Here is a 24,764-nt window from a genome sequence, read left to right as displayed (position 1 = left end):
CTACCGATCCGGCGCGATCAATTGGCAGAGTTTGGCGGTCGCACTGATCATCTGACCACTGGGCCGTTCCAGACCTTTGTCACTGACCAATAGCAGTCTCCCCTGCCTGACTGCTGCCACCTGCGGCCAGGCCTTCCACGCGCCTAGCTGCGCCTGGTCACCGGCGACAATCACTTCGGGATCACGCTGCAATACCGCCTCGATACTCACCTGCGGTGCCGGCAGATTCAGCTCGGCAAACACATTGCGCGCACCGCACACTTCAAGCGCATCGCTGATGATCTGCCCGCCACCGACGGTGTATAGCGGTTTGTCCCAGACTTGATAGAAAACCCGCAGCGGTTCGTCACGGCTATAACGCTGGCGCAGATCATTCAGTTGCTCGCGCAATTCGGCCGCTCGTTTCGCCCCACGTTCTGGACGCCCGAGCTGTTTGCTGATCGCTTCAATTTGCGTCGCCAGTTGCGTCAACGTATGCGGCTCGGCGACGAAGGTTGGAATGTTCAGGCGCTTGAGCTGATCACGCTGCCCGGCGCCGACGCTGCCGGGCCAGAGCAGCAGCAAATCCGGTTTCAGGCTTAGCAAGCGCTCCATATCGAGCTGGCCGTAGCGGCCCACTGATGGAACATCGGCAATGGCTGCCGGCCGCTCGCCCGCATCCAGCACGCCGACCAACAGATCGGCAGAGTCCAGTTCAACGACGATTTCAGACAGCGAGGGGGCGAGGCTGACCACACGCAGTGCGGCCAGCGCCGGGCTGCTCAGGGCGAGCAGCAGAACCGCCAGCCACAGGCGATGCATCAGCCGAGTTGACGCGGAATACGATAGAGATAGAACAGCACGGCGGTGGACAGCGCCAGCAACATCAACGGCACGGCTTCGAGGCCGACGAATACCGCCAGTGCGCCGATCCAGGCCGGCAAAGACGCCACCAGCAACGCCGCACGCCGACGCGCCGCAAGGGCAATCCAGGCGGCGGGTTCTTCGGCGGTATCGAGGGCTTTTTGCGTGGCGATCAACGCGTGTTTGTAGCGGGCGAAATACTTGAGGCTGACAAACATCGAGGCGACGCCGGCGATGAACAAGGGCATCGCCAGCACCGGCAGCAGGCCCTGGCCTTCACCGAACAGCGCGTTAAGCACAAACAGCGGCAACAGGGCCAGCGCCAGGTATTGCCACCATGCCACCGACAACCGCCGCCGCACCTGGCCGCGGGTCACGCGCGGTCGGCCTCGCCCTGATGCTCGTTGCCCATCATGTGGTCGAGCTTGCTGGCCTTGGTCGCCAGGTAGAGTTTGTTGTGCGGATTGTGCCCGGTGTGCAGCGGCACGCGCTCGGCGACGACGATGCCCATGTCGGTCAGCGCTTTGACCTTGCGCGGGTTGTTGGTCATCAGGCGCAGGGATTTCACGCCCAGATGCTCAAGCATCGGCAGGCACATGGCGTAGTCGCGCTGATCGGCGGCAAAGCCCAGACGCTCGTTGGCTTCCACGGTATCGGCGCCGCCGTCCTGCAACTCGTAAGCGCGGATCTTGTTCAGCAGCCCGATGCCGCGCCCTTCCTGACGCAGATACAGCAGCACGCCCCGGCCTTCGCGGGCGATCGCCTGCAACGCGGCTTCCAGTTGCGAGCCGCAGTCACAACGCTGGCTGAACAAGGCATCGCCGGTCAGGCATTCGGAATGCAGGCGACCGAGTACCGGGGCGCCATCGGCAATTTCACCGAGGCTCAGCACGACGTGCTCACGCCCGGTGCTCTCATCGAGAAAGCCGTGCATGGTGAATTGCGCAAAAGGCGTTGGCAGCTTGGAAGCGGCGACGAAGACGACAGGCACCGATGTGCTCCTGATCTAGAAGACTGAAAATTCGCAGGCCGGCATTGTAACAGCAGGTTCCTGTAGACGCTTAGGCTGAATTATCGGGCATAAACATCAAAAAGTTTGATGACAGCTGCCATGCGCTGGTCCTCTGTGGGAGCGAGCCTGCTCGCGAAGGCGGCGTGTCAGTCGATTCAAATGCGGCTGAACCAATGCCTTCGCGAGCAGGCTCGCTCCCACAGGACATTGTGATCATTTTGGATCAAACGGATACGGCTGCTGCCACCTCTCAAAGATCGGCTTCAACTCCCCGCTCTTGACCAGTTCCGCCATGCGCCGGTCATACAGCGCCATTAACGCGCGAGCCTGCGGGGTATCAGCGAAACCGAGAAACAGCGGCAACTCAGCCAGATGCGAATAGCGAAACTGCGCGGGATCTGCGGCATCGCGCACGACCGCTTCAATCTCGGTCAGCGCATCGATGTAGTAATCCGCCCGGCCCTGCTTGAGCATCAGCAGAATGCCGGTGCGCCTTTCGATCTGGTTGAAGCGCTGGATGTTCGGCAAGTAGTTTTCGTAACGGTAGCCGCGCACCCAGGCCAAACGGTATCTGCCCAGGGTCGCCAGGGTCGGCGGCGGGCTGCTGGCCAGGCCCAGCGCGTAGATGTGATCGGAATCGAACTTCCACTGCGGGTACAGCACCTGCGTGGCTTCGTCGCGGTAGGAGCCGACCAGCGCGTCGACTTCCTTCAACTGCACCAGCCCGATCGAACGGGTGTACGGCACCGTGCGAATATCCAGCTTGACCCCGGCCGGCTCGAACACTTTGCGCAACACGTCCCAGGCCAGACCATGGCCATCGGCGGCGGTGTAATCCTCCCAGTCTTCGCTGGCCAGATGGATTACCCCAGGCACAGGCGCGGCGGCCTGCGCATGGGCGAACGTGCCCAGCAGAGCCAGAAGCAGCAGCGCCAACCCGCGTCGCAGCATTGCGTGGTTCCTCACGTGAGTCGAATCAGGCGAATACCCATACCAGCCCTTGCATCGCCAGCCAGGCGAACACACCGGCCAGCACGTCGTCGAGCATGATGCCGACGCCGCCATGCACATGCTTGTCGATCCAGCGGATCGGCCACGGCTTGAGAATATCGAAGAAGCGGAACACCAGAAAACCCGCGAGCAACCAGTACCAGCCTTCCGGCACCAGCCACAGGGTGATCCACATGCCGACCATTTCGTCCCAGACGATGCCTTCGTGGTCGTGAACGCGCAAATCGTCAGCGACTTTGCCGCACAGCCAGAAGCCGAACAGCATGGTGATGCCAAGCATCAGCCAGTAGCCCCAGTCGGGCAGCATCTGCCACAGCGGAATGAACGGCAGCGCCACCAGCGAGCCCCACGTGCCCGGCGCTTTTGGCAAGGTGCCGGAGCCGAAGCCGAACGCGAGGAAATGCCACGGATTGCGCCAGACCGAAGGAGGCACGAATTCGGCAGGAACCTGTTTCGGGTGATCTGTCACGGTGTCTCCTGAAAATGTTGGTAGCCGCGAATCTGCGGAGTGATGTCGTGTCGGTCGCGGTCCAGCAGCACCACGCCCTGGCCCGGCAGCACTCGCCCGATCACATGGATCGGCCAGCCGTCGGCCAGCAGTGCCGGCAACTCGGCGGACGGCAAGGTGAAGGCCAGTACGTAATCATCACCACCGCTCAATGCCGCGCGCTCGGCACCGCGCTGGCCGAGAAACGCGACTAAAGCATCCGACAACGGTACACGCTCGCGTTCAATCTCAAGTCGCACCTTCGACGCCAGCGCGATATGCCCGCAATCGGCGAGCAGGCCGTCGGAGATGTCCAGTGCCGCCGTGGCCTTGCCGCGCAGGGCCTGACCGAGCGCCAGTTGCGGCTGTGGCGACCAGTAATGATCGAGCAGCGGCTGGGCGATATGCGCTTCGGCATCACGTTGAGCCAATACCAGCGGCAAGGCGCCGGCCGCATTGCCCAGTTCGCCGCCGACGCAGAGCAGATCACCGGCCTGCGCACCGCTGCGGGTCAAGGCCTCGCCTGCGGGTACGCGGCCGAACACGGTGACCGTCAGGCTCAACGGCCCGCGCGTGGTATCGCCGCCGACCAAGGCGACGCCGCAGCTTTGCGCCATGCGATTCAAACCCCGGGCATAGGCTTGCAGCCAATCGGCAGTCACCGTCGGTAGAGTCAGGGCAAGGGTAAAGGCAACGGGGGCAGCGCCCATGGCGGCCAGGTCACTGACCGCGACGGCCAGCGAGCGCTGACCGAGCAGAAACGGATCGCAGGGGTCGGCGAAATGCACACCGGCCACCAGCGTATCGGTGGAAACCGCCAGCTGTTCCCCAACGGGAACTGCCAGCAAGGCGCAGTCGTCGCCGATCCCCAAAGCAACGCCCTCGCCGCCCTGCGCACAAGGCGCGGCGGCGAAGAAATTGCGGATCAGCTCAAACTCGCCCATGGCCGAGAAAAAGTATTCAAGCGCCGATCAGCGCTTGAACGCCTTCACTTCAGCTTCACGCAGGCGCGGGGCCAGCTTGTCGAGCACACCGTTAACGAACTTGTGGCCGTCGGTCGAACCGAACACCTTGGCCAGTTCGATACCTTCGTTGATCACAACGCGGTACGGCACGTCGACGCGCTTGAGCAGTTCCCAGGTCGACAGGCGCAGAACCGCCAGTTCAACCGGGTCCAGCTCTTCGATCGCCAGATCCAGGCACGGCGTCAGGGCGGTGTCGATTTCGGTCTTGAACTGCGGAACCCCGTGAAGGATTTCACGGAAGTAGGCACCGTCAACATCGGTGAAATCGTTATCAACGCGAAACTGCGCTTCGATCTCGTTCAGCGATTGCCGGGCCATGTGCCACTGGTACAGCGCCTGGGTCGCGAGCTGACGGGCTTCGCGACGCTTGGCGCTTTTCGACGGCTTGCCGGCATCCGCAGGTTTCGGATCGCGCGGGTTGAAACGATCGCTTTCGTCGCTAATCACTTGGCCTCCAACTGCGCCAGCAGGCTGACCATTTCCAGAGCGGACAGGGCAGCTTCGGCACCTTTGTTACCGGCCTTGGTGCCGGAACGTTCGATGGCTTGTTCGATGGAATCAACGGTCAGCACACCGAACGCAACCGGTACGCCGAATTCCATGGAGACCTGGGCCAGGCCTTTGGTGCACTCGCCAGCCACGTATTCGAAGTGCGGAGTACCGCCACGAATGACCGCGCCAAGGGCGATGATCGCTGCGAACTCGCCTTTCTGGGCGACTTTCTGCGCAACCAGCGGGATTTCGAAGGCGCCCGGCGCGCGGATGATGGTGATGTCGCTTTCGCTCACGCCGTGGCGAACCAGGGCATCAACGGCACCGCTGACCAGGCTTTCAACCACGAAGCTGTTGAAGCGGCCCACTACCAGAGCGTAGCGGCCTTTGGGGGCGATGAAGGTACCTTCGATGGTCTTCAGGGTCATTCGTCAGTTCTCTTAAAGAGCCGGGACGCGTCTGCTACGCGCCCCTCAGTGATTATTTGCCGCGAATCGGAGTCCGGAAACAGCCGGTCATTATTCGGAGGGCACGTATTCTACAACTTCCAGATCGAAACCGGATATCGCGTTGAACTTCATTGGTGCCGACATCAAGCGCATTTTGCGCACGCCGAGGTCACGCAGGATCTGCGAACCGGCACCGACAATGCTGTAAGTGGTCGGTTTTTTCGGCGCTGCCTGCTCACCGGTTTCACGGATATGCGCCAGCAGCACGTCACCATCAAGCGGGTGACCGAGCAGCAGCACCACACCGCTGCCGGCCTCGGCGACCGCAGCCATGGCGGCGCGCAGGCTCCAGCGGCCCGGTTGCTTGACCATCAGCAGATCGCGCAGCGGATCCATGTTGTGCACGCGAACCAGCGTCGGCTCCTCAGCGCAGACAGTGCCCAGCGTCAGGGCCATGTGCACGTCGCCTTCCACTGAATCACGATAGGTCACCAGGTTGAATTGGCCCAGTTCGCTGTCCAGCGGCTGCTCGGCAATCCGCTGAACGGTACGTTCGTGGATCATCCGGTAGTGAATCAGGTCGGCGATGGTGCCGATCTTGATGTTGTGTTCGGCGGCGAATGCTTCGAGTTCAGCGCGACGGGACATGGTGCCGTCGTCGTTCATCACTTCGCAGATCACCCCGCTCGGCTCGAAACCGGCCATGCGCGCCAGGTCGCAAGCGGCTTCGGTGTGGCCGGCGCGAGCGAGGGTGCCGCCGGCCTGGGCCATCAGCGGGAAAATGTGACCCGGGCTGACGATGTCTTCAGCCTTGGCGTCTTTGGCGGCTGCCGCTTGCACGGTGCGCGCGCGATCGGCGGCGGAGATGCCGGTGGTCACGCCTTCGGCGGCTTCGATCGAGACGGTGAACTTGGTGCCGAAACCGGAACCGTTGCGCGGCGCCATCAGCGGCAGCTTCAACAGTTCGCAGCGCTCGCGGCTCATCGGCATGCAGATCAGGCCACGGGCGTGCTTGGCCATGAAGTTGATGTGTTCGGCCTGGCAGCATTCGGCGGCCATGATCAGGTCGCCTTCGTTCTCGCGGTCTTCGTCATCCATGAGGATGACCATCTTGCCTTGGCGGATGTCTTCAACCAGTTCTTCGATGCTATTGAGCGCCACAAGGCACCCCCTTCTTTTGAATTATTTGAGGTAGCCGTTTTGGGCCAGAAAGCTTTCGGTGATGGTGCTGCCGGCGGTCTTTTCCGCAGCCTTGTCACCCAGCAGCAGACGCTCCAGATAACGCGCCAGCAGGTCGACTTCCAGATTCACCCGGCGGCCCGGCTTGTAAGAAGCCATGATGGTTTCGCTGAGGGTGTGCGGAATGATCGTCAGCATGAATTCGGCGCCATCGACTTCGTTCACGGTCAGGCTGGTGCCGTCGACGGTGATCGAGCCTTTATGGGCGATGTACTTGGCCAGTTCTTTCGGCGCGCGGATGCGAAATTCCACGGCGCGGGCGTTGTCGCTGCGCGAGACCACTTCGCCGACACCATCGACGTGACCGCTGACCAGATGCCCGCCAAGGCGAGTGGTCGGGGTCAGGGCTTTTTCCAGATTGACCGGGCTGCCGCTTTTCAGGTCATTCATGGCGGTGCAATCAAGGGTTTCGCGGCTGACGTCGGCGGCAAAGCCGTCGCCCGGCAACTCGACGGCGGTCAGGCAAACGCCGTTGACCGCGATGCTGTCGCCGAGTTTGACGTCGCTCAGATCGAGCTTGCCGGTTGCGACGTGCACCCGCACATCACCGCCCTTTGGGGTCAGTGCGCGGATACTGCCGATGGATTCGATGATGCCGGTGAACATGGGGTTCTCCTTGAGAACGAGGCCAGCGCTAACGCAATGGCCGGGAATTATACGCGGGCTGAAGGGACAGGGATCGCAGTGACTCGCCAGTCATCGCCCACCGCGCGGATTTCAGTGATTTTCAGCTCCGGCGCGTCTTTCATCTGCGCCAGCGGCCAGTCGAGCAGCGGACGCGCCGTGGAGCCGAGGAATTTGCCGGCAATGAAGATCACGAATTCGTCGACCAACCCCAATTGCGCAAAGGCACCGGCCAGACGCGGCCCGGCCTCGACCAGCACCTCGTTGGTGCCTCGATTGGCCAGTTCGATGAGCAATTGATGCAGATCGACCTGGCCGTCGGCACCCGGCACGATCAGGCATTCCGGGCCATTGGCGTATTGCTCCTCGACCGCGACACAGGTGGCCACCAGCGCCGGCCCGGCCTTGAAGAACGGCGCATCCAGCGGCACTCGCAGGCGGCCATCGATCAATACGCGCAATGGTGGGCGACTCATGGCCAGCGCGGTTTGCTCGCTGTCGAGACCGAGTTCGTCCGCGCGCACGGTCAACCGAGCGCCGTCGGCCAGCACCGTATCGGCGCCGGTCAGCACCACCGCCGCCTCAGCGCGCAAACGCTGCACCGCCGAACGCGCCGCCGGGCCGGTGATCCATTGGCTCTCGCCGCTTTCCATCGCCGTGCGCCCGTCGAGGCTCATGGCCAACTTGACCCGCACGAATGGCAAGCCGAACTCCATGCGTTTCAGAAAACCTTGATTGAGCTTGCGTGCTTCCGCTTCCAGCACCCCACTTTCCGTGGCGATACCGGCCTCGGCCAGGCGCTGCAAACCGCGCCCGGCAACTTGTGGATTGGGATCACGCATCGCCGCCACGACCCGGGCAACGCCAGCGGTCACCAAGGCGTCGGCGCACGGCGGCGTGCGTCCGTGATGGCTGCAAGGTTCGAGGGTCACATACGCCGTCGCGCCCCGGGCCTGCTCGCCGGCGGCGCGCAGGGCATGGACTTCGGCATGGGGTTCGCCGGCGCGCTCATGCCAGCCTTCGCCGACAATCTGCCCGTCACGCACCACCACGCAACCGACCCGCGGATTGGGGTGGGTGGTGTAGTGGCCCTTGCGCGCCAGTTCCAGCGCGCGGGCCATGAAATGGGCGTCGAGGATCGCCTGCTCGGCGGCGGTGGTCATTCTTTCACCGGTTCGCGGGCGAGGCGGTCGATCTCTTCGCGGAATTCATTGAGGTCCTGGAAGCGCTTGTACACCGAAGCGAAGCGGATGTAGGCGACTTCATCAAGCTTTTGCAGCTCGGCCATCACCAGCTCGCCGACCACGAGGGACTTGACCTCGCGCTCGCCGGTGGCGCGCAGCTTGTGCTTGATGTGGACCAGAGAGGATTCGAGGCGCTCGACACTGACCGGACGTTTCTCCAGCGCGCGCTGCATGCCGGCGCGGAGTTTTTCTTCGTCGAACGGTTGGCGGCTGCCGTCGGTTTTGATCAGGCGCGGCAACACCAGTTCGGCCGTCTCGAACGTCGTGAAACGTTCGCCGCAGGCCAGGCATTCACGCCGGCGGCGCACCTGTTCGCCCTCGGCGACCAGACGCGAGTCGATGACCTTGGTGTCGTTGGCACCGCAGAAGGGACAGTGCATGGTGGCTGGCAACAAAAAATGGGAGGGCCATGGTAGCGCATCCCCGTGGCAAGACAAGCCATAGGCTTTGCGGTATACAGAACGGCATGATCGTCTGATCCATGGAATTCATTCTGCCGGAGCCTCCAATGCCGTTACGTCCGCTCGTTCTGCTCAGTCTTTTCAGCCTGCTGGTGGCCTGTGGCAGCGACGCACCCAAGCCGCAACCGCCGACGCCAGGCCCCGCGCCGCAGCAGGCGCAGAAAAAAGCCAAAGAGGCCGCCGACCTTGGGCCGCTGCCGGCGCATCAGCGCGAATTGAGCGGCAGCCTGCAAGGGGTGCCGGCCGGCGCCGAAGTCGAACTGGCGCTGCTGGTAATCGATGAAAAGGACCGCCCGCAACAATTGCTCGCCAGTTCCAGCCTGATCGGCAACAACCAGATCCTGCCGTTTCACCTGCGCTTCAACCCCGAGGCGTTTCCGGCCGGCGCACGGGTTGAGCTGCGCGGTCGCGCGAGCCAGTCCGGACAACTGATTCTGCACCTGCCATCGCAGACCATCACTCAACCGACCACTCAGGCTTTGGGCCAGCTGCAATTCGTCAAAGCGCCATGACAGCACCGCTCGACCTGCAACAGGCCTTGGGGGAATTGCTCGGCGACGCCAGACTGAAAGCCTGCGCGTTGCCCGGCACCGATTTGCAGCTGTGGCTGATCGACGGTGACAACATGGCCCGCGAATTCAGCCAGGAAGAAACCCAGCGCATCCTGCATGAACCGCCCTATTGGAGCTTTTGCTGGGCCAGCGGCTTGGCCGTGGCGCGTTATCTGGCACAGTTTCCAGAGTGGGTGCGCGGCAAGCGCGTGCTGGATTTCGGCGCCGGCTCCGGGATTGCCGGTATCGCGGCGGTGAAGGCCGGGGCGCTGGAAGTGGTGGCCTGCGATCTCGATCCGCTGGCGATTTCCGCGTGCAAGGCGAACGCCGAGCTCAACAATGTGCAGATGAGCTACTCGATGGACTTCTTTGCCGAGGCCGATCGCTTCGATCTGATCCTGGTCGCCGACGTGTTGTACGACCGGGCGAACTTGCCGCTGCTCGACGCGTTTCTCAGTCGCGGACGCGAGGCGCTGGTGGCGGATTCACGGGTGCGGGATTTTCGGCATCCGCTTTATGAGCGAATTGAAATGCTCGAGGCGATGACCTTGCCGGATCTGGCCGAGCCTGAGGAATTCAGACATGTCAGCCTCTACCATGCACGGCGCTAGCTAAAAGCTTCGCGAGCAGGCTCGCTCCCACACTGGATCTGTGTCGTTCATAAATCCCCTGTGGGAGCGAGCCTGCTCGCGAAGGCGTCCGCCCATGCAACACACCTCTCGACCCGCCCCGCTTCCGGCCACCCCACACCAAGCCTTATAGTTGCCCCATCCACGCTTTGACGAGATCCCCCATGAGTGAGCAAACGCCGTACATCTTCGACGCCACGACTGCCGATTTCGACCAGTCGGTGATCGAAGCCTCCTTCAACAAACCGGTGCTGGTGGATTTCTGGGCCGAATGGTGTGCGCCGTGCAAGGCGTTGATGCCGATGCTGCAAGGCATTGCCGAGAGCTATCAGGGCGAGTTGCTGCTGGCCAAGGTCAACTGCGACATCGAGCAGGACATCGTCGCCCGCTTCGGCATTCGCAGCCTGCCGACCGTGGTGCTGTTCAAGGACGGTCAGCCGGTCGATGGCTTTGCCGGGGCACAACCGGAATCCGCCGTGCGCGCCCTGCTCGAACCGCATGTGCAGATGCCGCCACCGGCTGCTGCCGACCCGTTCGAACAGGCTCAGGCGATGTTCGACGAAGGTCACTTCGCCGAGGCGGAAGCGGTGCTGGTGACCATTCTCAATGAAGACAATACCAACGCCAAAGCGCTGATCCTTTACGCACGCTGCCTGACCGAACGCGGCGAACTGGACGAAGCGCAAACTGTGCTCGACGCGGTCAAGAGCGATGAGCACAAAGCCGCACTCGCTGGGGCCAAGGCGCAGATCCAGTTCCTCGGCCTCGCCCGCGACCTGCCGGACGCCGCCGACCTGAAAAGCCGCCTGGCGCAAAATCCGCAGGATGATGAAGCGGTGTACCAACTGGCGATCCAGCAACTGGCGCGCCAGCAATACGAAGCGGCGCTGGACGCCTTGCTCAAACTGTTCATCCGCAACCGCAGCTACGGCGAAGGCTTGCCGCACAAGACCTTGCTGCAGGTGTTCGAACTGCTGGGCAATGATCATCCGTTGGTGACGGCTTACCGTCGCAAAGTGTTTGCGGCGCTGTATTAAGGCCTTACCCGATCCAGCTATAGAGCGGCGTATCCCCGCCGCTCGCCACTTTCACATCGGAACTGTGGCGCAAGCGCACGAGCAAACGCTTGCCCGCCACCGCACTGCCGGTCAGCGCTTCCAGTTGATCGAGCAGATCCGGTCCACTGAGTTGCCCGGCCTTACGCAGCAAGTCTTTGGCCACCTGCCACAGCGCATCGTCCTGATTCACCGGCTTCGCCGCCGGGGCCGACGCCACTGCCTCGGACTGCGCGACCGGCGCCTGCCCGCTCAGCGCCGAACCCAGCCTGGCCCAATCGCTGTCATCCAGCTCCACCGTCAAATCCACCGGCACCTCGCCGACCGTTCCGCGTATCCGCAACATCAAGTTCGCTCCTGCACTTTTCTGACCTGCATGCTCCCACGGGACTTGTGCAACGCCAAGTAAAGGGCGCCAAACACATCTGGTAATTCCCGGTTGATCGGCTAAATTAATCTCTTTTTGCGGGAAGGATTCCCAATGTCTTCAGGACGAAAACTGGCCTCTAAAGGAGGCCCGACCTCTACAGGTGGCGTGATACTTGAAGGAAATGAGAACCTCAATATCGAAGGAAGAATAATCGCTTCCATTGGACAACTCGCCAGTTGTCCGGTCTGTGGGCCTGGCAAAGGCCACATCGTAGCAGTGGGTGAAAGAACGCTGATTTTACCTGCCGGACCAGCTGCGCTAGAGGGTGACTACGTCGCCTGCGGTTGTCCGCCCATGACCAATAAGCTGCTCACTCAGCAACACAGTGGTTTCGCAGGAATTGGCCGGCCCGCTCCAATTGACATGGGGCCACCGATTGCTGCCCTGACCTCTTATCGCTACTTGCAGGTCATCATCGAACGCCTTGATGACACGGAAAAGCCAGGTTTGGCTTACAAACTCAAGGACAAGGCGAAGGTTGCCGTTTTACAAGACAGCACTTGCAACCTCACAGGCGAAGGCTGCGAACACCCGGTAAAAAACGCTTCGGATTACGACACCCTGTTGGTAGGGGAAGATTCCGAATGGACTTTCTATGCCTATGAAGAGCCCTTGACACAGGATTTGTCATGAAATCGGAAATCAAACTCATCTTTAAAGACTTTCTGATGCAGCCACCGCCAGGCGTAAAATTTCAGCTGCTTATCGACGGTCAGGTCGTAGATGACAACATCGTTCAAAACGATGACAGGCCTCGCATTTATTCATTGATATCCAAAAACGGCCAGATCGCTATAACGCTCGCGGGCAAGGAACTACCGTCGATCAAAACCCGAGACACCCACGAAGTGACGGTTCAGATTGTGGGGAACTCCGGTACAAAAAAAGGTATGCACACTGCTACGTTGAATCCAGGGAAGTCTCTTTCGATCGTAGCGATATCACCGTGGGTAAAAGTCCCGCTAACGACCAGCGGCGCTGTCTCGAACGACGCATTCTACGAAGTCGAATATGGTGTGAAACGTACAAATGAAACCCGAACGGTGAAAGTCGTCATTCAGGACATGCCGCGCAGGATACTGATGGAGGCGCTGTCACACCGGGGATCAACACAGTGGGCAGGGAATAAAAGCAAAAAGTCGCTGCCACACCCTACTCTCAGCCAGAGCGTGGAATTTCCACCAAACACAAATAAATGCAATCTGTTCGTCTACGACGTGCTGACCGCAATTGGGGTCAACGTGGCGTTGATTGAACATGGCAAATCGAAATACCTGCCATATTTCTCCAAGGTTAGTCCTCCGCTCGCGGGTGAATGGGCGAATGGACAACGATTGCTCAACAGCTGGAAAGTCGAGCGCACGCCGTTGCCCGGGGACGTCGGCGCTTACGCAATGAATTATTCCGACGCCAGCGGCCATGTCGGCTTCGTTCTAACGAAGGGCGTATGCATTTCTGCAGGGTGGGAAAAAGTTGAAGTTAACGACGCAGGTTTTCGCCATGCGACCGGCAATGCAAATCCCAGCGACCATGACTTCACTATTTTCCGACGCTACAAACACAGCACGCCACAATGAAACGCCCTTATTCGCTCCTCCTCATAATTCCGTTTTTGCTCATCGTGGCATGGCGCATCTGGTTGCCTGCCGATCTTTCGGCTTGTCCCGCTGACGGGGAAACTGCAGGTCCACTGACCCTTGTTATTCGTGATTACTTTGAGCGCAATAGCCGGACCGACTGGCGAGACATGGATGATCGTTTCGACATACTTTCAACCCCCGAAGGCCAGAGCATAGCGAGTCAACCGAATTCACACACTTGCGAAGCATTGCGGGTACTGCAGAGTCCGGCGTTCAGTCAGAGTGAAAAAATCTTCACCATGGCACTTATGTTCAGACTGCCAATCGACCAGTACATGGCCCTGATGGATCGCAGTCATCAACTCTACACGCAGGGCAAAATGGATAAGGAGGTGCTGACTCTGGTGGTATTTCCGCGCGGAACAGCCATCAACTACTGGTGGCTTCCGGCTTGGCGACAGCGTTTCAGTCGCGATGCCCCGAGCGTGCTCGACGCAAATCTGATCAACGATGTCCTTTCGGGACACTATTGGTTCGACTATCCCGGCGCAGGCTTCTGATTCTGCAAGCATGACATTCAATCCCAGCACCGCCCGCGACCTCATCCCGGGCGGTGCTTAGCCATGTCTTGCGCAATCTCAAGCGCACGGGCACACTCTGCGCACTTTCGTTATAAGATTACATAACAAACTTTTCATTTTTCTCGGAGTCCGTCATGCGTCGTTTGCTGCTCGCTTTGCCGTTTGCCCTGTTGCCGCTGGCCGCTGCTCATGCGGTGGATGAGCACGATCACGATCATGAGCACGGCAGCCTCGGCGCCCATGAGCATGGTGTGGGTCGCCTGAATGCCGCGCTCGATGGTCAGACCCTGGAGCTGGAGCTGGAAAGCCCGGCGATGAATCTGGTGGGTTTTGAACACGCCGCGACGTCGGATGCCGACAAGGCCAAAGTCGCTGCCGCTCGTGCGCAGCTGGAAAAACCATTGGCCCTGTTCAGCCTGCCCGCTGCGGCCGGCTGCAAGGTGGTCAGCCAGGAACTGGAAAGCCCGCTGTTCGGCGACAAGCCGGACGCCGACGATCACGACGAAGATGAAGCGGACAAGGACGGTCACGAGCATCACCACGACCACAGCGAAATCCACGCGCATTACCAATTCAGCTGCGCCACACCGGGCGCGCTGAACACGCTGAATCTGGCAAACATCTTCAAGACCTTCCCGGCGACACAGAAGATTCAGGTACAACTGATCAGCGCGACCGGCCAGCAAGGTACCGAAGTGACGGCCAAGTCAGCTGCGCTGAAATTCTAGGATCCACCGAAATCCCCTGTGGGAGCGAGCCTGCTCGCGAAGGCGGCGTGTCAGTTGACAGGTGGGTGTCTGACCCAGCGCTTTCGCGAGCAGGCTCGCTCCCACAGGGTTATGTGTTCACTTCATGAAAATCGGTGCCATGACCCAAGCACTCATCGAACTTTCCGACCTTGGCTTCAACTGGCCCGGTCACCCGCCGCTGCTGGACATCCCGGCGTTTCGTCTGGAAGCCGGCGAAACCCTGTTTCTCAAAGGCCCCAGCGGCAGCGGCAAGACCACCCTGCTCGGCCTGCTTGGCGGGGTGCAGAAGCCCAATCGCGGCAGCATTCGCCTGCTCGGCCAGGAGCTGACCGAGCTTTCTGCCGGCAAGCGCGATACGTTTCGTGTCGATCACACTGGCTACATTTTCCAGCAATTCAACCTGCTGCCGTTTCTCTCGGTGCGCGAGAACGTTGAGTTGCCGTGTCATTTTTCAAAACTGCGTGCGCAACGGGCGAAACAGCGCCACGGCAGCGTCGATCAAGCCGCCGCCACGTTGCTCGCCCACCTGGGTCTGAAAGACGAAAGCATCCTCAGCCGCCGCGCCGACTCGCTGTCGATCGGCCAGCAACAACGGGTCGCCGCCGCACGCGCATTGATCGGCCAACCGGAGCTGGTGATCGCCGACGAACCGACCTCGGCGCTGGATTACGACGCCCGCGAAAATTTCATTCGCCTGCTGTTTGCCGAGTGCCGCGAGGCCGGATCGAGTCTGTTGTTCGTCAGCCATGACCAGAGCCTGGCGCCGCTGTTCGACCGTCATCTGTCCCTGGCCGAACTCAATCGCGCCGCCACGTCCGCCGAGGTCTGAGATGTATCTGTTTCGTCTGGCCATGGCCAGCCTGGCCAACCGCCGTTTCACCGCATTGCTCACTGCTTTCGCCATTGCTCTTTCGGTGTGCCTGCTGCTCGCCGTCGAGCGCGTGCGCACCGAAGCCAAGGCCAGTTTCGCCAGCACCATCAGCGGTACTGACCTGATCGTCGGCGCTCGTTCGGGGTCGGTGAACCTGCTGCTGTATTCGGTGTTCCGCATCGGCAACGCTACCAACAACATTCGCTGGGACAGCTTTGAACACTTCGCTAACAACCCGAAAGTGAAGTGGGCAATCCCCATGTCCCTGGGCGATTCCCATCGCGGCTATCGCGTGATGGGCACCACCGAAGCCTATTTCGAGCACTACCAGTATGGGCGCCAGCAACACCTGGCGCTGGCCGACGGTCGCGCGTTTGCCACCGATCCTTTCGAAGTGGTGCTCGGTGCCGAAGTCGCCGAAGCGCTGCACTACAAGCTCGGCGACAAACTGGTACTGGCCCATGGCGTGGCGGCGATCAGCCTGGTCAAGCACGACGACAAACCGTTCACCGTGGTCGGCATCCTCCAGCGCACCGGCACCCCGGTGGACCGCACGTTGCACATCAGCCTCGGCGGCATGGAGGCGATCCACATCGACTGGCACAACGGTGTGCCGGCGCGCGGCAACGGGCGGATCAGCGCTGATCAGGCGCGCAACATGGACCTCACGCCGCAAGCGATCACCGCGTTCATGCTCGGCCTCAACAGCAAGATTTCCACCTTCGCCTTGCAGCGCGAGATCAATGAATACCGGGGCGAACCGATGCTGGCGATCCTCCCGGGCGTGGCCTTGCAGGAATTGTGGAGCCTGATGAGTACGGCCGAGAAAGCCTTGTTCGTGGTCTCGCTGTTCGTTGTGCTGACCGGGTTGATCGGCATGCTCACGGCGATTCTCACCAGCCTCAACGAACGTCGCCGCGAGATGGCGATTCTGCGTTCGGTGGGGGCGCGGCCGTGGCACATCGCAAGCCTGCTGGTGCTGGAAGCCTTTGCGTTGGCGCTGACTGGAGTCATCGCCGGACTGGCATTGCTATACATCGGCATCGCCGCTGCGCAAGGTTACGTGCAGGCCAATTACGGTTTGTATCTGCCGCTGGCATGGCCGAGCGAGTATGAATGGACGCTGCTCGGTGGCATTCTGGCGGCCGCGCTGCTGATGGGCAGCGTGCCGGCCTGGCGCGCGTATCGCCAATCATTGGCCGATGGCCTGTCGATCCGTTTATGAGGATGTTCACCATGCCCCGCGCCCTGCTTGCGCTGCTGATGCTGGTCGCCCTGCCCGTGTGGGCGGCGGCGCCGAAAGACCTGACCTGGTCGGAAATGATCCCACCGGACGCCGCGCCGGAAGTGCCGAACATGACCCCGCTGCACGACCTGTCGAAGATGGGCGACGCACTCTCTGCCGAGTCCGCTCCGGCGGCCAAGCAGGACATGCCCAATGCACCGGTAGTGAAGAGCCTCGACGGGCAGAACATTCGCCTGCCCGGTTACATCGTGCCGCTGGAAGTCAGCGAAGAGGGGCGCACCACGGACTTCTTGCTGGTGCCATATTTCGGCGCCTGCATCCACGTCCCGCCACCGCCGTCGAACCAGATCGTCCACGTGAAAAGCGAACTGGGCGTGAAGCTCGATGAGCTGTATCAGCCGTATTGGGTTGAGGGACCGTTGCAGGTGAAAGCCTCGAGCAGTGAGCTGGCCGATGCCGGGTATCAGATGGAGGCAGAGAAGATTTATGCGTATGAACTGCCGGAGTAATTCCCGGTAATTTTGTATTGGCTGGTCTATCGTCTTCGCGAGCAGGCTCGCTCCCACAGGTGATCACATTCCAAGGTGGGAGCGAGCCTGCTCGCGAATAGGCCCTCAAAGGTTCCACAAAACCCCGCCCCTTCACTGTTTCATTGAGCTGAGTCAAAACACCGTATCAGACGGCTTCGTACCCTAGGACATCGAATTTTTATGTCCTTTCGGAGCCCCCATGAACAAGTCCTTGCTCAGCGCCTCGCTGTTTGCCCTCGCGCTCGCAGCCCCGCTCGCCCACGCCCACGAAGCCGGTGACATTCTCGTGCGCGCCGGCGCGATCACCGTCAACCCGAAGGCCGACAGCTCCAGCGTCAAGGTCGATCAGGGTCCGCTGAGCGGCACTGATCTGGGCGGCAAGGCGACCATGAGCAGCGACACCCAACTGGGTCTGAACTTCGCTTACATGCTCACCAACAACATCGGTATCGAGCTGCTGGCAGCCACGCCGTTCGAGCATGACGTCAAGCTCAAGGGCACCGCCCTGCCCGCCGCCAACGGCAAGCTCGGCACCCTGAAACACCTGCCGCCGACCCTCAGCGTCGTCTACTACCCGCTTGATTCGAAATCGCCTTTCCAGCCGTATGTCGGCGGTGGCATCAACTACACCTGGATTTACGACGAACACGTCGGCAGCGAAGCCAGCGCCAACGGCTTCAGCAACTTCAAGGCGAAAAACTCCTGGGGTCTGGCCTGGCAGGTCGGCGCCGACTACATGATCACCGACAACATCATGCTCAACGCCCAAGTGCGCTACATCGATATCGATACACGCGCGACCGTCGAGAACAACGCCGTCGCACCCGGCACCCGCGCACGGGTGAATGTGGATGTCGATCCGTTCATCTACATGGTCGGTTTGGGCTATAAGTTCTAAGCTGACTTTGACCGAACGTTCACGTGGTGGTGAATGAGGCTTGGTGGCGGGCAGGCACAGACCTGACGACGACCGTACGCAGTCGATCGGGGAATAACATTCCCTCGCCACAGGAATAGCGATATTCCGGCCGTGAAAAAGGCGCCTGTTGCAGGGCGCCTTTTTCATTTGGTGCTGAGTCATGTGGGGCGTTGGAGGCCCGGGCCCCTCACCCCAGCCCTCTCCCGGGGGAGAGGGAGCCGATTTGTGTGTTGTTCAAAACCTGAGTTCGACTGGGTATCGCAAGTCGGCGTACTTCTCACAAACACCTCAGTCAGTTCCCTCTCCCCCTGGGAGAGGGCTAGGGTGAGGGGCTTCTCAGGAGCGCCCGAGCAAGCGCGCCAAGCCCACACTCATCGGCGTCTGCGGCGGCATTTCGAAGCGCTGCAGCAAGCGTCGGTTATCCGCTCGCGAATGGCGGATATCACCCGAACGCGCCGGCCCGTAACTCACGGGCGGCAGTTCACCGACCACTGATTTCAACGCTTCGAGCATCTGCTTCAGGCTCATCGCCTGATTCCAGCCAACATTGACCGCGCCCTCCTGCACTTCAGGCTTTTCCAGCGCCTGCACCAGCAAATCGACCAGATCACCGACATAAAGAAAATCGCGGGTCTGCTCGCCATCGCCAAATACGGTGATCGGCAAACCTTTCGACGCACGTTCGCTGAAGATGCTGATCACCCCGGAATACGGCGAGGACGGATCCTGGCGGGGGCCGAAGATGTTGAAGAAGCGGAAAATCGCCGGCTCCAGGCCATGCTGGCGACGGTAGAAATCGAAGTATTGCTCACCGGCCAGTTTGTCCGAGGCGTAGGGTGTCAGCGGCGCTTTTGGCGTGTCTTCATCAATCGACTCGCCCTCGCCATTGTTGCCGTACACCGCCGCGCTGGAGGCGTACACCACACGCTTGACCCCGGCCAGGCGCATGGCTTCGCAGACATTCAGGGTGCCGATGAAATTGCTCTGGTGGGTTTTCACCGGATCGTCCACCGAGGCCTGCACCGAGGCCACGGCCGCGAGATGCGTGACGGCGCTGCAACCTTGCATGGCGCGGGCGACCAGGGCGGCATCGGCGACATCGCCGACCACCAGTTCAACCTTGGGATTGTCCAGCGGCAGGTTGCTGCGCTTGCCGGTCGACAGGTCGTCGAGCACGCGTACCGCATAGCCCTTGGCGAGCAAGGCATCGGTCAGGTGCGAGCCGATGAATCCGGCTCCGCCAGTGATTAAAACCGTTGCTTCAGCCATGTCGGTAGAACCTGTCCAGTAGACCCGGGAGTGCGGCACGCCAGGCGCGCGGTTTGATCCCGAAAGTGTGGAGAATTTTCTTGCAGGCCAGCACTGCATGTTGCGGCTCTTCGGCGGCGTCCGGGCGCGCGGCGTGAGCCTGCGCGGTCGGTGCTTCGATCGCCAACGGATGCAGGCTGCGTGCTTCGGTGAGAATCGCCTGGCCCAGCGCCAGCGGTGTGGTCGCTTCGTGGCCGGCGTAATGGTAAGTGCCCCACAGCGGCGCGGCGCAGTCGAGTTGCTTGAGCACGGAGATGATCACTCGCGCGGCGTCATCGACCGGAGTCGGATTGCCGCGCCGATCATCGGCCAGCAGCAACTCTTCGGGTTTTTCCGCGCGGGCGAGGAAGCGTCCGAGGGTGCCGTCCGGGCTGTCGTCGAGCAGCCAGCCGAAACGCAGCAGTACATGTTGCGGGCAGGTCGCGCGCACACTTTGCTCGATGCGCCACAAGGCCTGACCGCGCAGGCCCAGCGGCACCGGTTCGTCTTTTTCGCTGTAAGCGGTAGCACGTGAGCCGTCGAACACGCGATAGCTCGACGGCTGCACGAGGACAATGTTGTGGTGCTGGCACAGTTCGGCCAGACGCTCGATGGCGCGTTCCTGGCCGATCATGCGGCTTTCGCTGACGCTCTCGGCCTGGAACCAGTCGAAATAGTAGGCGAGGTTGATCAACGCATCGGGACGGGTGTCGTCGAGCAATTGGGTGAGGCTCGCGGCATCCCAGCCGTTTTCGGGCGGGCGGGGGGCGAGGAAACCGATGTCTTCTTCCGCACCGAGGCGAATCAGCGCCTGCCCAAGGGCATTTCCGCCGCCCAGTAACATAAGGCGCATTCGCATAGAGTCAGCAGGCCCAGTCTGATTGGAACGATGGCTTTAGCGACAGTTCTTGTGGAACCGTCGTCGATAATTGCCGGAATCGTTGCATTTTGCGGGTTTAGTGCGCAACCGTCATCCGTAAAGTGTAGATGCGCGGATTTGTATCGGCCTCACTGGCGCTATCGCGAGCAGGCTCGCTCCCACAGGAGACCGCATTCCAAGGTGGGAGCGAGCCTGCTCGCGAAGGCGTCCGAACGGTACTTGCATCTTCCCGCCCCCGCCCGCATAACTCCAGTCATGAATCTGCCCCTCCCCGCCAACAGCGCGCTGGCCGGTTTTCACCCCGCCGTCAGCGCCTGGTTCAACAAAACTTTCCCGGCGGTCACCGCCGCTCAGGCCCGTGCGTGGCCGTTGATTCGCCAGCGCCGGTCGACGCTGATCGCCGCGCCCACTGGCTCCGGCAAAACCCTGACCGCGTTCCTCGCCGTGCTCGATGAGCTTGTCCATCGTGGTCTGGAACACCCCGACGGTCTGCCCGCCGAAACCCTGGTGGTCTATGTCTCGCCGTTGAAGGCACTGTCCAACGACATCCAGATCAACCTGCAGAATCCGCTCGCCGGCATTACCGCGCAATTGCGCGAAATGGGCCTGCCGGAGCTGACCATCACCACCGCCGTACGCACCGGCGACACGCCGCAAAAAGACCGCGCCGCGATGCGCAAGAGCGCGCCGCATATTCTGGTGACCACCCCGGAATCGCTGTACGTGCTGCTCGGCTCGGAATCCGGGCGCAGGATGCTCGGCAACACGCGCACGGTGATCATTGACGAAATCCACGCCATGGCCGCCGGCAAGCGCGGCAGTCATCTGTCCTTGAGCCTTGAACGGCTGCAAGCGTTGTGCGCCGAACCGCTGACCCGCATCGGCCTGTCCGCCACGCAGAAACCGGTGGAAGCCGTGGCGCAGTTCCTGGTCGGTCACGATCGCCCCTGCGAAATCGTCGACATCGGCCACGCCCGCCCTCGGGATCTGGGCATCGAGGTGCCGCCGGTACCGTTGTCGGCGGTGATGGCCAATGATGTCTGGGAACTGGTGTATGAGCGCCTCGCCGAACTCGCCCGCGAGCATCGCACCACGCTGATTTTCGTCAACACCCGACGCCTTGCCGAACGCCTCAGCCGGCATCTGAGCGAGCGCCTCGGCAAGCAGGCCGTGGCGGCGCACCACGGCAGCCTGGCCAAAGAGTTTCGCCTCGATGCGGAACAGCGCCTCAAACGCGGCGAGCTGCAAGTGCTGATCGCCACTGCATCACTGGAGCTGGGCATCGATATCGGTGAAGTCGACCTGGTCTGCCAGATCAGTTCACCGCGTTCGATTGCTGCGTTTCTGCAACGAGTCGGTCGCTCCGGACACCAGGTCGGCGGCACCCCCAAGGGGCGTTTGTTCGCCACCACCCGCGACGACCTGATCGAGTGCGCCGCCCTGCTCGACTGCGTGCGCCGGGGCGAGCTCGATACGCTGCACATTCCGGAAAAACCGCTGGACGTGCTGGCGCAGCAGATCATTGCCGAGGTCAGTTGCCAGGAATGGTCGGAGGACGCGTTGCTGGCGATGTTCCGCCGAGCGTGGCCGTATCGCGATCTCGATGAAAAACACTATCAGGCCCTGCTGAGCATGCTCGCTGAGGGTTACAACGGCCGCCAAGGCATCCGCAGCGCCTACCTGCACCGCGATGCCGTCAGTCGCACCTTGCGTGGCCGGCGGGGCGCGCAACTGACCGCCGTGACCAGCGGCGGCACCATTCCGGACAACGCCGACTACAGCGTATTGCTAGAACCCCAGGGCTTGAACATCGGCAGCGTCAACGAAGACTTCGCCGTGGAAAGTATCGCCGGCGACGTGTTCCAGCTCGGCAATACCTCGTACCGCATCCTGCGGGTGGAAAGCGGCAAAGTGCGGGTCGAGGATGCGCAGGGCATGCCGCCGACCATTCCGTTCTGGCTCGGCGAAGCGCCGGGGCGCAGTGATGAACTGTCGGCGGCCGTCGCGCGCCTGCAAGCGCAGTTGGACGAATTGCTCAGCGCCAGCCCCGGCAATCTGCAACCGGCGCTCGACTGGCTGACCGCCACACTCGGCCTCAACCTCGCCAGCGCCGAGCAACTGGTCGAATATCTGGCGCGCGCGCGGCAAACCCTCGGCGCCCTGCCCTCGCAGGACACGCTGTTGATGGAGCGGTTTTTCGACGAGTCCGGCGGCACCCAACTGATCATTCACACGCCGTTCGGCAGCCGCATCAACCGCGCCTGGGGCCTGGCCTTGCGCAAGCGTTTCTGCCGCACCTTCAACTTCGAGTTGCAGGCCGCCGCCAGCGAAGACGCGATCGTGCTGTCGCTGTCCACCAGTCACAGCTTCGAGCTCGACGAGGTTTGGCGTTACCTGCACAGCAACAGCGCCGAACACACCCTTATTCAAGCCGTGCTCGATGCGCCCTTGTTTGGCGTGCGCTGGCGCTGGAATGCCGGGGTGGCGCTGGCGTTGCCGCGCTTCACCGGCGGGCGCAAAGTCGCTCCGCAACTGCAACGGATGAAAAGCGAAGACCTGATCGCCAGTGTGTTTCCCGACCAGATCGCCTGCCTGGAAAACCTCGCCGGCGAGCGTGAAGTCCCCGAACATCCGCTGGTGGAACAGACCCTCGACGATTGCCTGCACGAAGCTATGGACAGCGAAGGCTGGCTGACCCTGCTGCGGCGCATGGAGCGTGGCGAGGTGCGCCTGATCGCCCGGGATTTACCTGCGCCGTCGCCGCTCGCGGCAGAAATCCTCAGCGCCCGCCCCTACACGTTTCTCGACGACGCGCCGCTGGAGGAACGCCGCACGCAAGCGGTGATTAATCGACGCTGGAGCGATCCGCAGTCGACCGATGATCTCGGCGCGCTGGACGCCGACGCGATCACGGCGGTGCGCGAAGAAGCCTGGCCGTCGCCCAATTCCATGGATGAAATGCACGAAGCGCTGATGAGCCTCGCCTGCATCAGCGATGCCGAAGCCCGCGCCAATGCGGGTTGGCCGGACTGGCTGCAAACGCTGATGGCCAGCGGCCGCGCCTGCCTGTTGCAGATCGACGCCGAGCATCAGTTATGGCTGGCCCGCGAACGCTTGAGTTGCCTGCAAGCACTTTATCCACAGGCGACGTTGGCAAGCGCAGCAGTCGTGCTACCCGGCTTCGACGACGCATGGGCATTCGATGAGGCGCTGGTCGAAGTGATCCGCGCCCGCCTCGGCGCCTTTGGGCCGATCCCGTTGCCGGCCATCGCCGAGCCGCTCGCCCTGCCCGCCGCGCAAGTGAGTCAGGCCCTCGCGCAACTGGAGCGTGAAGGGTACGTGTTGCGCGGCCAGTTCACGCCGAACAGCGCGATTGAAGAATGGTGCGAACGCCATCTGCTGGCGCGCATCCATCGCTACACGGTCAAGCGCCTGCGCCGGGAAATCGAACCGGTGGCATTGCAGGACTTCATGCGTTTTCTGTTCGACTGGCAGCATCTGACGCCGGCCACCCAAGGTCAGGGCAGTGCGGTGCTGCCGGCGATTGTCGGCCAGTTCGAAGGCTACCCGGCGGCAGCCTCGGCATGGGACAGCGACATCCTGCCGGCACGCCTCAAGGACTATTCGCCGAGCTGGCTGGATGAACTGTGCCGCAACGGCAAACTGGTGTGGACGCGCATCAGCGCGCGGCAGAAAGTCAGCGGCTCGGCATTGCGCAGTACACCGATTGTGCTGCTGCCGCGTAGCCAGGTGGGTTTGTGGAGTGCGTTGGCTGAGCAGACGCCAGTGAGCGAGTTATCGCCGAAAACACAGAAAGTCTTCGAGGCGCTGAGTCAGCATGGCGCGCTGTTTTTCGATGAGTTGATTCATGAAGCGCGCCTGCTGCGCAGCGAACTGGAAATCGCCTTGCAGGAACTGGTCGCCGCAGGTTTGGTGAACGCCGACAGCTTCGCCGGTCTGCGCGCGCTGATCACTCCCGCAAGCAAGCGCCAGCAGCGCAGCAGTCGACGCGGACGCGGGGCGTTTATCGGCGGCATGGACGATGCTGGACGCTGGGCATTGCTGCGCCGGGGTTCGTCAGCAGATGCCGCTGAGACGCTCGAACATGTCGCCATGACCCTGCTGCGCCGCTATGGCGTGGTGTTCTGGCGTCTGCTGGAACGCGAAGCGGACTGGTTGCCGAGCTGGCGGGAATTGCTGCGCACCTTTCATCGTCTGGAGGCGCGGGGCGAGATTCGTGGCGGGCGGTTTGTCAGTGGTCTGGCTGGCGAGCAGTTTGCTTTGCCCGAAGCCATTCCCTTGCTGCGCGAAGTACGCCGACGCCCGCAGGACGGCAGCCTGGTGGCGGTGTGTGGGGTTGATCCATTGAATCTGGCCGGAACGTTATTGCCCGGGGTGAAAGTGCCGGCGCTGGTGAGCAATCGGCTGGTGTATCGCGATGGGGTGCCGGTGGCCGCGGTGATTGCCGGCAAGCAGCAGGTTTGGGTAGAGCTGGATCCGATAGCCATGGGACAACTGCATGCCAAGCTGATCCGGCATTGAGAGTGTTCGCACCGGCGTCTTCGCGAG

The 24,764-nt window shown here is 61.8% G+C and carries 27 protein-coding genes; 12 read left to right on the top strand and 15 right to left on the bottom strand.

The genetic code is table 11. The features are described 5' to 3' along the window. The 12 genes from ACV8MC_RS09975 to nrdR form a co-directional block, all read right to left on the bottom strand. A complete protein-coding gene (locus tag ACV8MC_RS09975; RefSeq protein ID WP_315435957.1) occupies positions 1 to 801 on the bottom strand; it encodes a cobalamin-binding protein in 801 nt (266 codons plus the stop codon). Beyond that, positions 801 to 1,220 (bottom strand): MFS transporter, encoded by a 420-nt coding sequence (locus ACV8MC_RS09970; protein WP_258603821.1) that lies wholly within the window; start codon positions 1,218 to 1,220, stop codon positions 801 to 803. The genes ACV8MC_RS09975 and ACV8MC_RS09970 overlap by 1 nt, the downstream gene beginning before the upstream one ends. Next, complete coding sequence (gene ribA / locus ACV8MC_RS09965) at positions 1,217 to 1,834, bottom strand: GTP cyclohydrolase II (RefSeq protein ID WP_041477692.1); 618 nt, start codon at positions 1,832 to 1,834, stop codon at positions 1,217 to 1,219. Before ribA ends, ACV8MC_RS09970 begins: the two co-directional genes overlap by 4 nt. A gap of 234 nt (positions 1,835 to 2,068) precedes the next feature. Further along, on the bottom strand, positions 2,069 to 2,806 hold the full coding sequence (locus ACV8MC_RS09960) for a substrate-binding periplasmic protein (RefSeq protein WP_457265139.1): 738 nt from the start codon (positions 2,804 to 2,806) through the stop codon (positions 2,069 to 2,071). Between the two features lie 25 nt (positions 2,807 to 2,831). Continuing rightward, positions 2,832 to 3,335 (bottom strand): phosphatidylglycerophosphatase A family protein, encoded by a 504-nt coding sequence (locus tag ACV8MC_RS09955; RefSeq protein WP_039761886.1) that lies wholly within the window; start codon positions 3,333 to 3,335, stop codon positions 2,832 to 2,834. Then, the gene (thiL, locus tag ACV8MC_RS09950) at positions 3,332 to 4,297 is read right to left on the bottom strand and encodes a thiamine-phosphate kinase (RefSeq protein WP_310220005.1); all 966 of its coding nucleotides are present in this window, start codon (positions 4,295 to 4,297) and stop codon (positions 3,332 to 3,334) included. The genes ACV8MC_RS09955 and thiL overlap by 4 nt, the downstream gene beginning before the upstream one ends. 27 nt (positions 4,298 to 4,324) lie before the next feature. Then, the gene (gene nusB / locus ACV8MC_RS09945) at positions 4,325 to 4,825 is read right to left on the bottom strand and encodes a transcription antitermination factor NusB (RefSeq protein WP_024014489.1); all 501 of its coding nucleotides are present in this window, start codon (positions 4,823 to 4,825) and stop codon (positions 4,325 to 4,327) included. Continuing rightward, a complete protein-coding gene (gene ribH / locus ACV8MC_RS09940) occupies positions 4,822 to 5,298 on the bottom strand; it encodes a 6,7-dimethyl-8-ribityllumazine synthase (protein WP_003228649.1) in 477 nt (158 codons plus the stop codon). Before ribH ends, nusB begins: the two co-directional genes overlap by 4 nt. A gap of 90 nt (positions 5,299 to 5,388) precedes the next feature. Then, positions 5,389 to 6,480 (bottom strand): bifunctional 3,4-dihydroxy-2-butanone-4-phosphate synthase/GTP cyclohydrolase II, encoded by a 1,092-nt coding sequence (gene ribBA, locus ACV8MC_RS09935; protein WP_039761895.1) that lies wholly within the window; start codon positions 6,478 to 6,480, stop codon positions 5,389 to 5,391. A 21-nt stretch (positions 6,481 to 6,501) separates the two neighbouring features. Continuing rightward, on the bottom strand, positions 6,502 to 7,164 hold the full coding sequence (locus ACV8MC_RS09930; protein ID WP_016772981.1) for a riboflavin synthase: 663 nt from the start codon (positions 7,162 to 7,164) through the stop codon (positions 6,502 to 6,504). Between the two features lie 47 nt (positions 7,165 to 7,211). Beyond that, positions 7,212 to 8,345 carry a bifunctional diaminohydroxyphosphoribosylaminopyrimidine deaminase/5-amino-6-(5-phosphoribosylamino)uracil reductase RibD gene (ribD, locus tag ACV8MC_RS09925; protein ID WP_252878975.1) on the bottom strand — a complete coding sequence of 378 codons (1,134 nt, stop codon included), beginning with the start codon at positions 8,343 to 8,345 and terminating at the stop codon, positions 7,212 to 7,214. Then, on the bottom strand, positions 8,342 to 8,806 hold the full coding sequence (nrdR, locus tag ACV8MC_RS09920) for a transcriptional regulator NrdR (protein ID WP_007910946.1): 465 nt from the start codon (positions 8,804 to 8,806) through the stop codon (positions 8,342 to 8,344). Before nrdR ends, ribD begins: the two co-directional genes overlap by 4 nt. A 128-nt stretch (positions 8,807 to 8,934) precedes the next feature. On the opposite strand from nrdR, the gene ACV8MC_RS09915 reads away from it, so the two are divergent. The 3 genes from ACV8MC_RS09915 (at position 8,935) to trxA (ending at position 11,104) form a co-directional block, all read left to right on the top strand. Next, positions 8,935 to 9,399: a YbaY family lipoprotein gene (locus tag ACV8MC_RS09915; protein ID WP_056790730.1), complete on the top strand. Its 465-nt coding sequence runs from the start codon at positions 8,935 to 8,937 to the stop codon at positions 9,397 to 9,399. Then, on the top strand, positions 9,396 to 10,049 hold the full coding sequence (locus ACV8MC_RS09910; RefSeq protein ID WP_457265134.1) for a class I SAM-dependent methyltransferase: 654 nt from the start codon (positions 9,396 to 9,398) through the stop codon (positions 10,047 to 10,049). The genes ACV8MC_RS09915 and ACV8MC_RS09910 overlap by 4 nt, the downstream gene beginning before the upstream one ends. 182 nt (positions 10,050 to 10,231) lie before the next feature. Further along, the gene (gene trxA, locus ACV8MC_RS09905; protein ID WP_457265132.1) at positions 10,232 to 11,104 is read left to right on the top strand and encodes a thioredoxin; all 873 of its coding nucleotides are present in this window, start codon (positions 10,232 to 10,234) and stop codon (positions 11,102 to 11,104) included. A 4-nt stretch (positions 11,105 to 11,108) separates the two neighbouring features. Here the strand turns inward: trxA and ACV8MC_RS09900 are convergent, their stop codons facing one another. Further along, on the bottom strand, positions 11,109 to 11,468 hold the full coding sequence (locus tag ACV8MC_RS09900; protein WP_056790738.1) for a hypothetical protein: 360 nt from the start codon (positions 11,466 to 11,468) through the stop codon (positions 11,109 to 11,111). A gap of 135 nt (positions 11,469 to 11,603) precedes the next feature. Here ACV8MC_RS09900 and ACV8MC_RS09895 point away from each other — a divergent pair, with 135 nt between their 5' ends. The 8 genes from ACV8MC_RS09895 to ACV8MC_RS09860 all read left to right on the top strand — a co-directional run bounded on the left by ACV8MC_RS09895 (position 11,604) and on the right by ACV8MC_RS09860 (position 18,007). Beyond that, positions 11,604 to 12,185 carry a PAAR domain-containing protein gene (locus ACV8MC_RS09895; protein WP_457265130.1) on the top strand — a complete coding sequence of 194 codons (582 nt, stop codon included), beginning with the start codon at positions 11,604 to 11,606 and terminating at the stop codon, positions 12,183 to 12,185. After that, positions 12,182 to 13,129 carry a CHAP domain-containing protein gene (locus ACV8MC_RS09890; RefSeq protein ID WP_095181933.1) on the top strand — a complete coding sequence of 316 codons (948 nt, stop codon included), beginning with the start codon at positions 12,182 to 12,184 and terminating at the stop codon, positions 13,127 to 13,129. The genes ACV8MC_RS09895 and ACV8MC_RS09890 overlap by 4 nt, the downstream gene beginning before the upstream one ends. Next, positions 13,126 to 13,692, top strand: a complete 567-nt coding sequence (locus tag ACV8MC_RS09885; protein ID WP_024014498.1) for a hypothetical protein — start codon at positions 13,126 to 13,128, stop codon at positions 13,690 to 13,692. Before ACV8MC_RS09890 ends, ACV8MC_RS09885 begins: the two co-directional genes overlap by 4 nt. 155 nt (positions 13,693 to 13,847) lie before the next feature. Beyond that, positions 13,848 to 14,441 (top strand): DUF2796 domain-containing protein, encoded by a 594-nt coding sequence (locus ACV8MC_RS09880; protein WP_041477685.1) that lies wholly within the window; start codon positions 13,848 to 13,850, stop codon positions 14,439 to 14,441. A 139-nt stretch (positions 14,442 to 14,580) separates the two neighbouring features. Further along, positions 14,581 to 15,291 (top strand): ABC transporter ATP-binding protein, encoded by a 711-nt coding sequence (locus tag ACV8MC_RS09875; protein ID WP_076567723.1) that lies wholly within the window; start codon positions 14,581 to 14,583, stop codon positions 15,289 to 15,291. A 1-nt stretch (position 15,292) separates the two neighbouring features. Then, on the top strand, positions 15,293 to 16,558 hold the full coding sequence (locus ACV8MC_RS09870) for an ABC transporter permease (RefSeq protein WP_071173729.1): 1,266 nt from the start codon (positions 15,293 to 15,295) through the stop codon (positions 16,556 to 16,558). Positions 16,559 to 16,569: 11 nt separating this feature from the next. After that, positions 16,570 to 17,088 (top strand): DUF3299 domain-containing protein, encoded by a 519-nt coding sequence (locus ACV8MC_RS09865; RefSeq protein ID WP_024014502.1) that lies wholly within the window; start codon positions 16,570 to 16,572, stop codon positions 17,086 to 17,088. A gap of 220 nt (positions 17,089 to 17,308) precedes the next feature. Further along, on the top strand, positions 17,309 to 18,007 hold the full coding sequence (locus tag ACV8MC_RS09860; protein ID WP_095181936.1) for an OmpW/AlkL family protein: 699 nt from the start codon (positions 17,309 to 17,311) through the stop codon (positions 18,005 to 18,007). Positions 18,008 to 18,364: 357 nt separating this feature from the next. On the opposite strand, the gene ACV8MC_RS09855 is transcribed toward ACV8MC_RS09860, so the two are convergent. Next, on the bottom strand, positions 18,365 to 19,297 hold the full coding sequence (locus ACV8MC_RS09855) for an NAD-dependent epimerase/dehydratase family protein (protein ID WP_150638351.1): 933 nt from the start codon (positions 19,295 to 19,297) through the stop codon (positions 18,365 to 18,367). Beyond that, positions 19,290 to 20,174, bottom strand: coding sequence for a sugar nucleotide-binding protein (locus ACV8MC_RS09850; protein WP_095181938.1), 885 nt, complete (start codon positions 20,172 to 20,174; stop codon positions 19,290 to 19,292). The genes ACV8MC_RS09855 and ACV8MC_RS09850 overlap by 8 nt, the downstream gene beginning before the upstream one ends. Before the next feature lie 276 nt (positions 20,175 to 20,450). On the opposite strand from ACV8MC_RS09850, the gene ACV8MC_RS09845 reads away from it, so the two are divergent. After that, positions 20,451 to 24,737, top strand: coding sequence for a DEAD/DEAH box helicase (locus ACV8MC_RS09845; RefSeq protein WP_457265127.1), 4,287 nt, complete (start codon positions 20,451 to 20,453; stop codon positions 24,735 to 24,737). Positions 24,738 to 24,764: the final 27 nt, after the last annotated feature.

The organism is Pseudomonas sp. PK-RTE-24 (assembly GCF_054052265.1).
This window is presented reverse-complemented; position numbering and strand designations above follow the sequence as displayed.

Coding starts and splice junctions, on each gene's coding strand:
- ACV8MC_RS09865 (WP_024014502.1), top strand. CDS start 16,570: ATGCCCCGCGCCCTGCTTGCGCTGCTGATGCTGGTCGCCCTGCCCGTG.
- ACV8MC_RS09845 (WP_457265127.1), top strand. CDS start 20,451: ATGAATCTGCCCCTCCCCGCCAACAGCGCGCTGGCCGGTTTTCACCCC.
- ACV8MC_RS09855 (WP_150638351.1), bottom strand. CDS start 19,297: ATGGCTGAAGCAACGGTTTTAATCACTGGCGGAGCCGGATTCATCGGC.
- ACV8MC_RS09870 (WP_071173729.1), top strand. CDS start 15,293: ATGTATCTGTTTCGTCTGGCCATGGCCAGCCTGGCCAACCGCCGTTTC.
- ACV8MC_RS09885 (WP_024014498.1), top strand. CDS start 13,126: ATGAAACGCCCTTATTCGCTCCTCCTCATAATTCCGTTTTTGCTCATC.
- ACV8MC_RS09960 (WP_457265139.1), bottom strand. CDS start 2,806: ATGCTGCGACGCGGGTTGGCGCTGCTGCTTCTGGCTCTGCTGGGCACG.
- ACV8MC_RS09895 (WP_457265130.1), top strand. CDS start 11,604: ATGTCTTCAGGACGAAAACTGGCCTCTAAAGGAGGCCCGACCTCTACA.
- ACV8MC_RS09890 (WP_095181933.1), top strand. CDS start 12,182: ATGAAATCGGAAATCAAACTCATCTTTAAAGACTTTCTGATGCAGCCA.
- ACV8MC_RS09975 (WP_315435957.1), bottom strand. CDS start 801: ATGCATCGCCTGTGGCTGGCGGTTCTGCTGCTCGCCCTGAGCAGCCCG.
- ACV8MC_RS09860 (WP_095181936.1), top strand. CDS start 17,309: ATGAACAAGTCCTTGCTCAGCGCCTCGCTGTTTGCCCTCGCGCTCGCA.
- ACV8MC_RS09930 (WP_016772981.1), bottom strand. CDS start 7,164: ATGTTCACCGGCATCATCGAATCCATCGGCAGTATCCGCGCACTGACC.
- ACV8MC_RS09850 (WP_095181938.1), bottom strand. CDS start 20,174: ATGCGAATGCGCCTTATGTTACTGGGCGGCGGAAATGCCCTTGGGCAG.
- nrdR (WP_007910946.1), bottom strand. CDS start 8,806: ATGCACTGTCCCTTCTGCGGTGCCAACGACACCAAGGTCATCGACTCG.
- thiL (WP_310220005.1), bottom strand. CDS start 4,297: ATGGGCGAGTTTGAGCTGATCCGCAATTTCTTCGCCGCCGCGCCTTGT.
- ACV8MC_RS09910 (WP_457265134.1), top strand. CDS start 9,396: ATGACAGCACCGCTCGACCTGCAACAGGCCTTGGGGGAATTGCTCGGC.
- ribH (WP_003228649.1), bottom strand. CDS start 5,298: ATGACCCTGAAGACCATCGAAGGTACCTTCATCGCCCCCAAAGGCCGC.
- ribD (WP_252878975.1), bottom strand. CDS start 8,345: ATGACCACCGCCGCCGAGCAGGCGATCCTCGACGCCCATTTCATGGCC.
- ACV8MC_RS09875 (WP_076567723.1), top strand. CDS start 14,581: ATGACCCAAGCACTCATCGAACTTTCCGACCTTGGCTTCAACTGGCCC.
- trxA (WP_457265132.1), top strand. CDS start 10,232: ATGAGTGAGCAAACGCCGTACATCTTCGACGCCACGACTGCCGATTTC.
- ACV8MC_RS09915 (WP_056790730.1), top strand. CDS start 8,935: ATGCCGTTACGTCCGCTCGTTCTGCTCAGTCTTTTCAGCCTGCTGGTG.
- ACV8MC_RS09900 (WP_056790738.1), bottom strand. CDS start 11,468: ATGTTGCGGATACGCGGAACGGTCGGCGAGGTGCCGGTGGATTTGACG.
- ACV8MC_RS09880 (WP_041477685.1), top strand. CDS start 13,848: ATGCGTCGTTTGCTGCTCGCTTTGCCGTTTGCCCTGTTGCCGCTGGCC.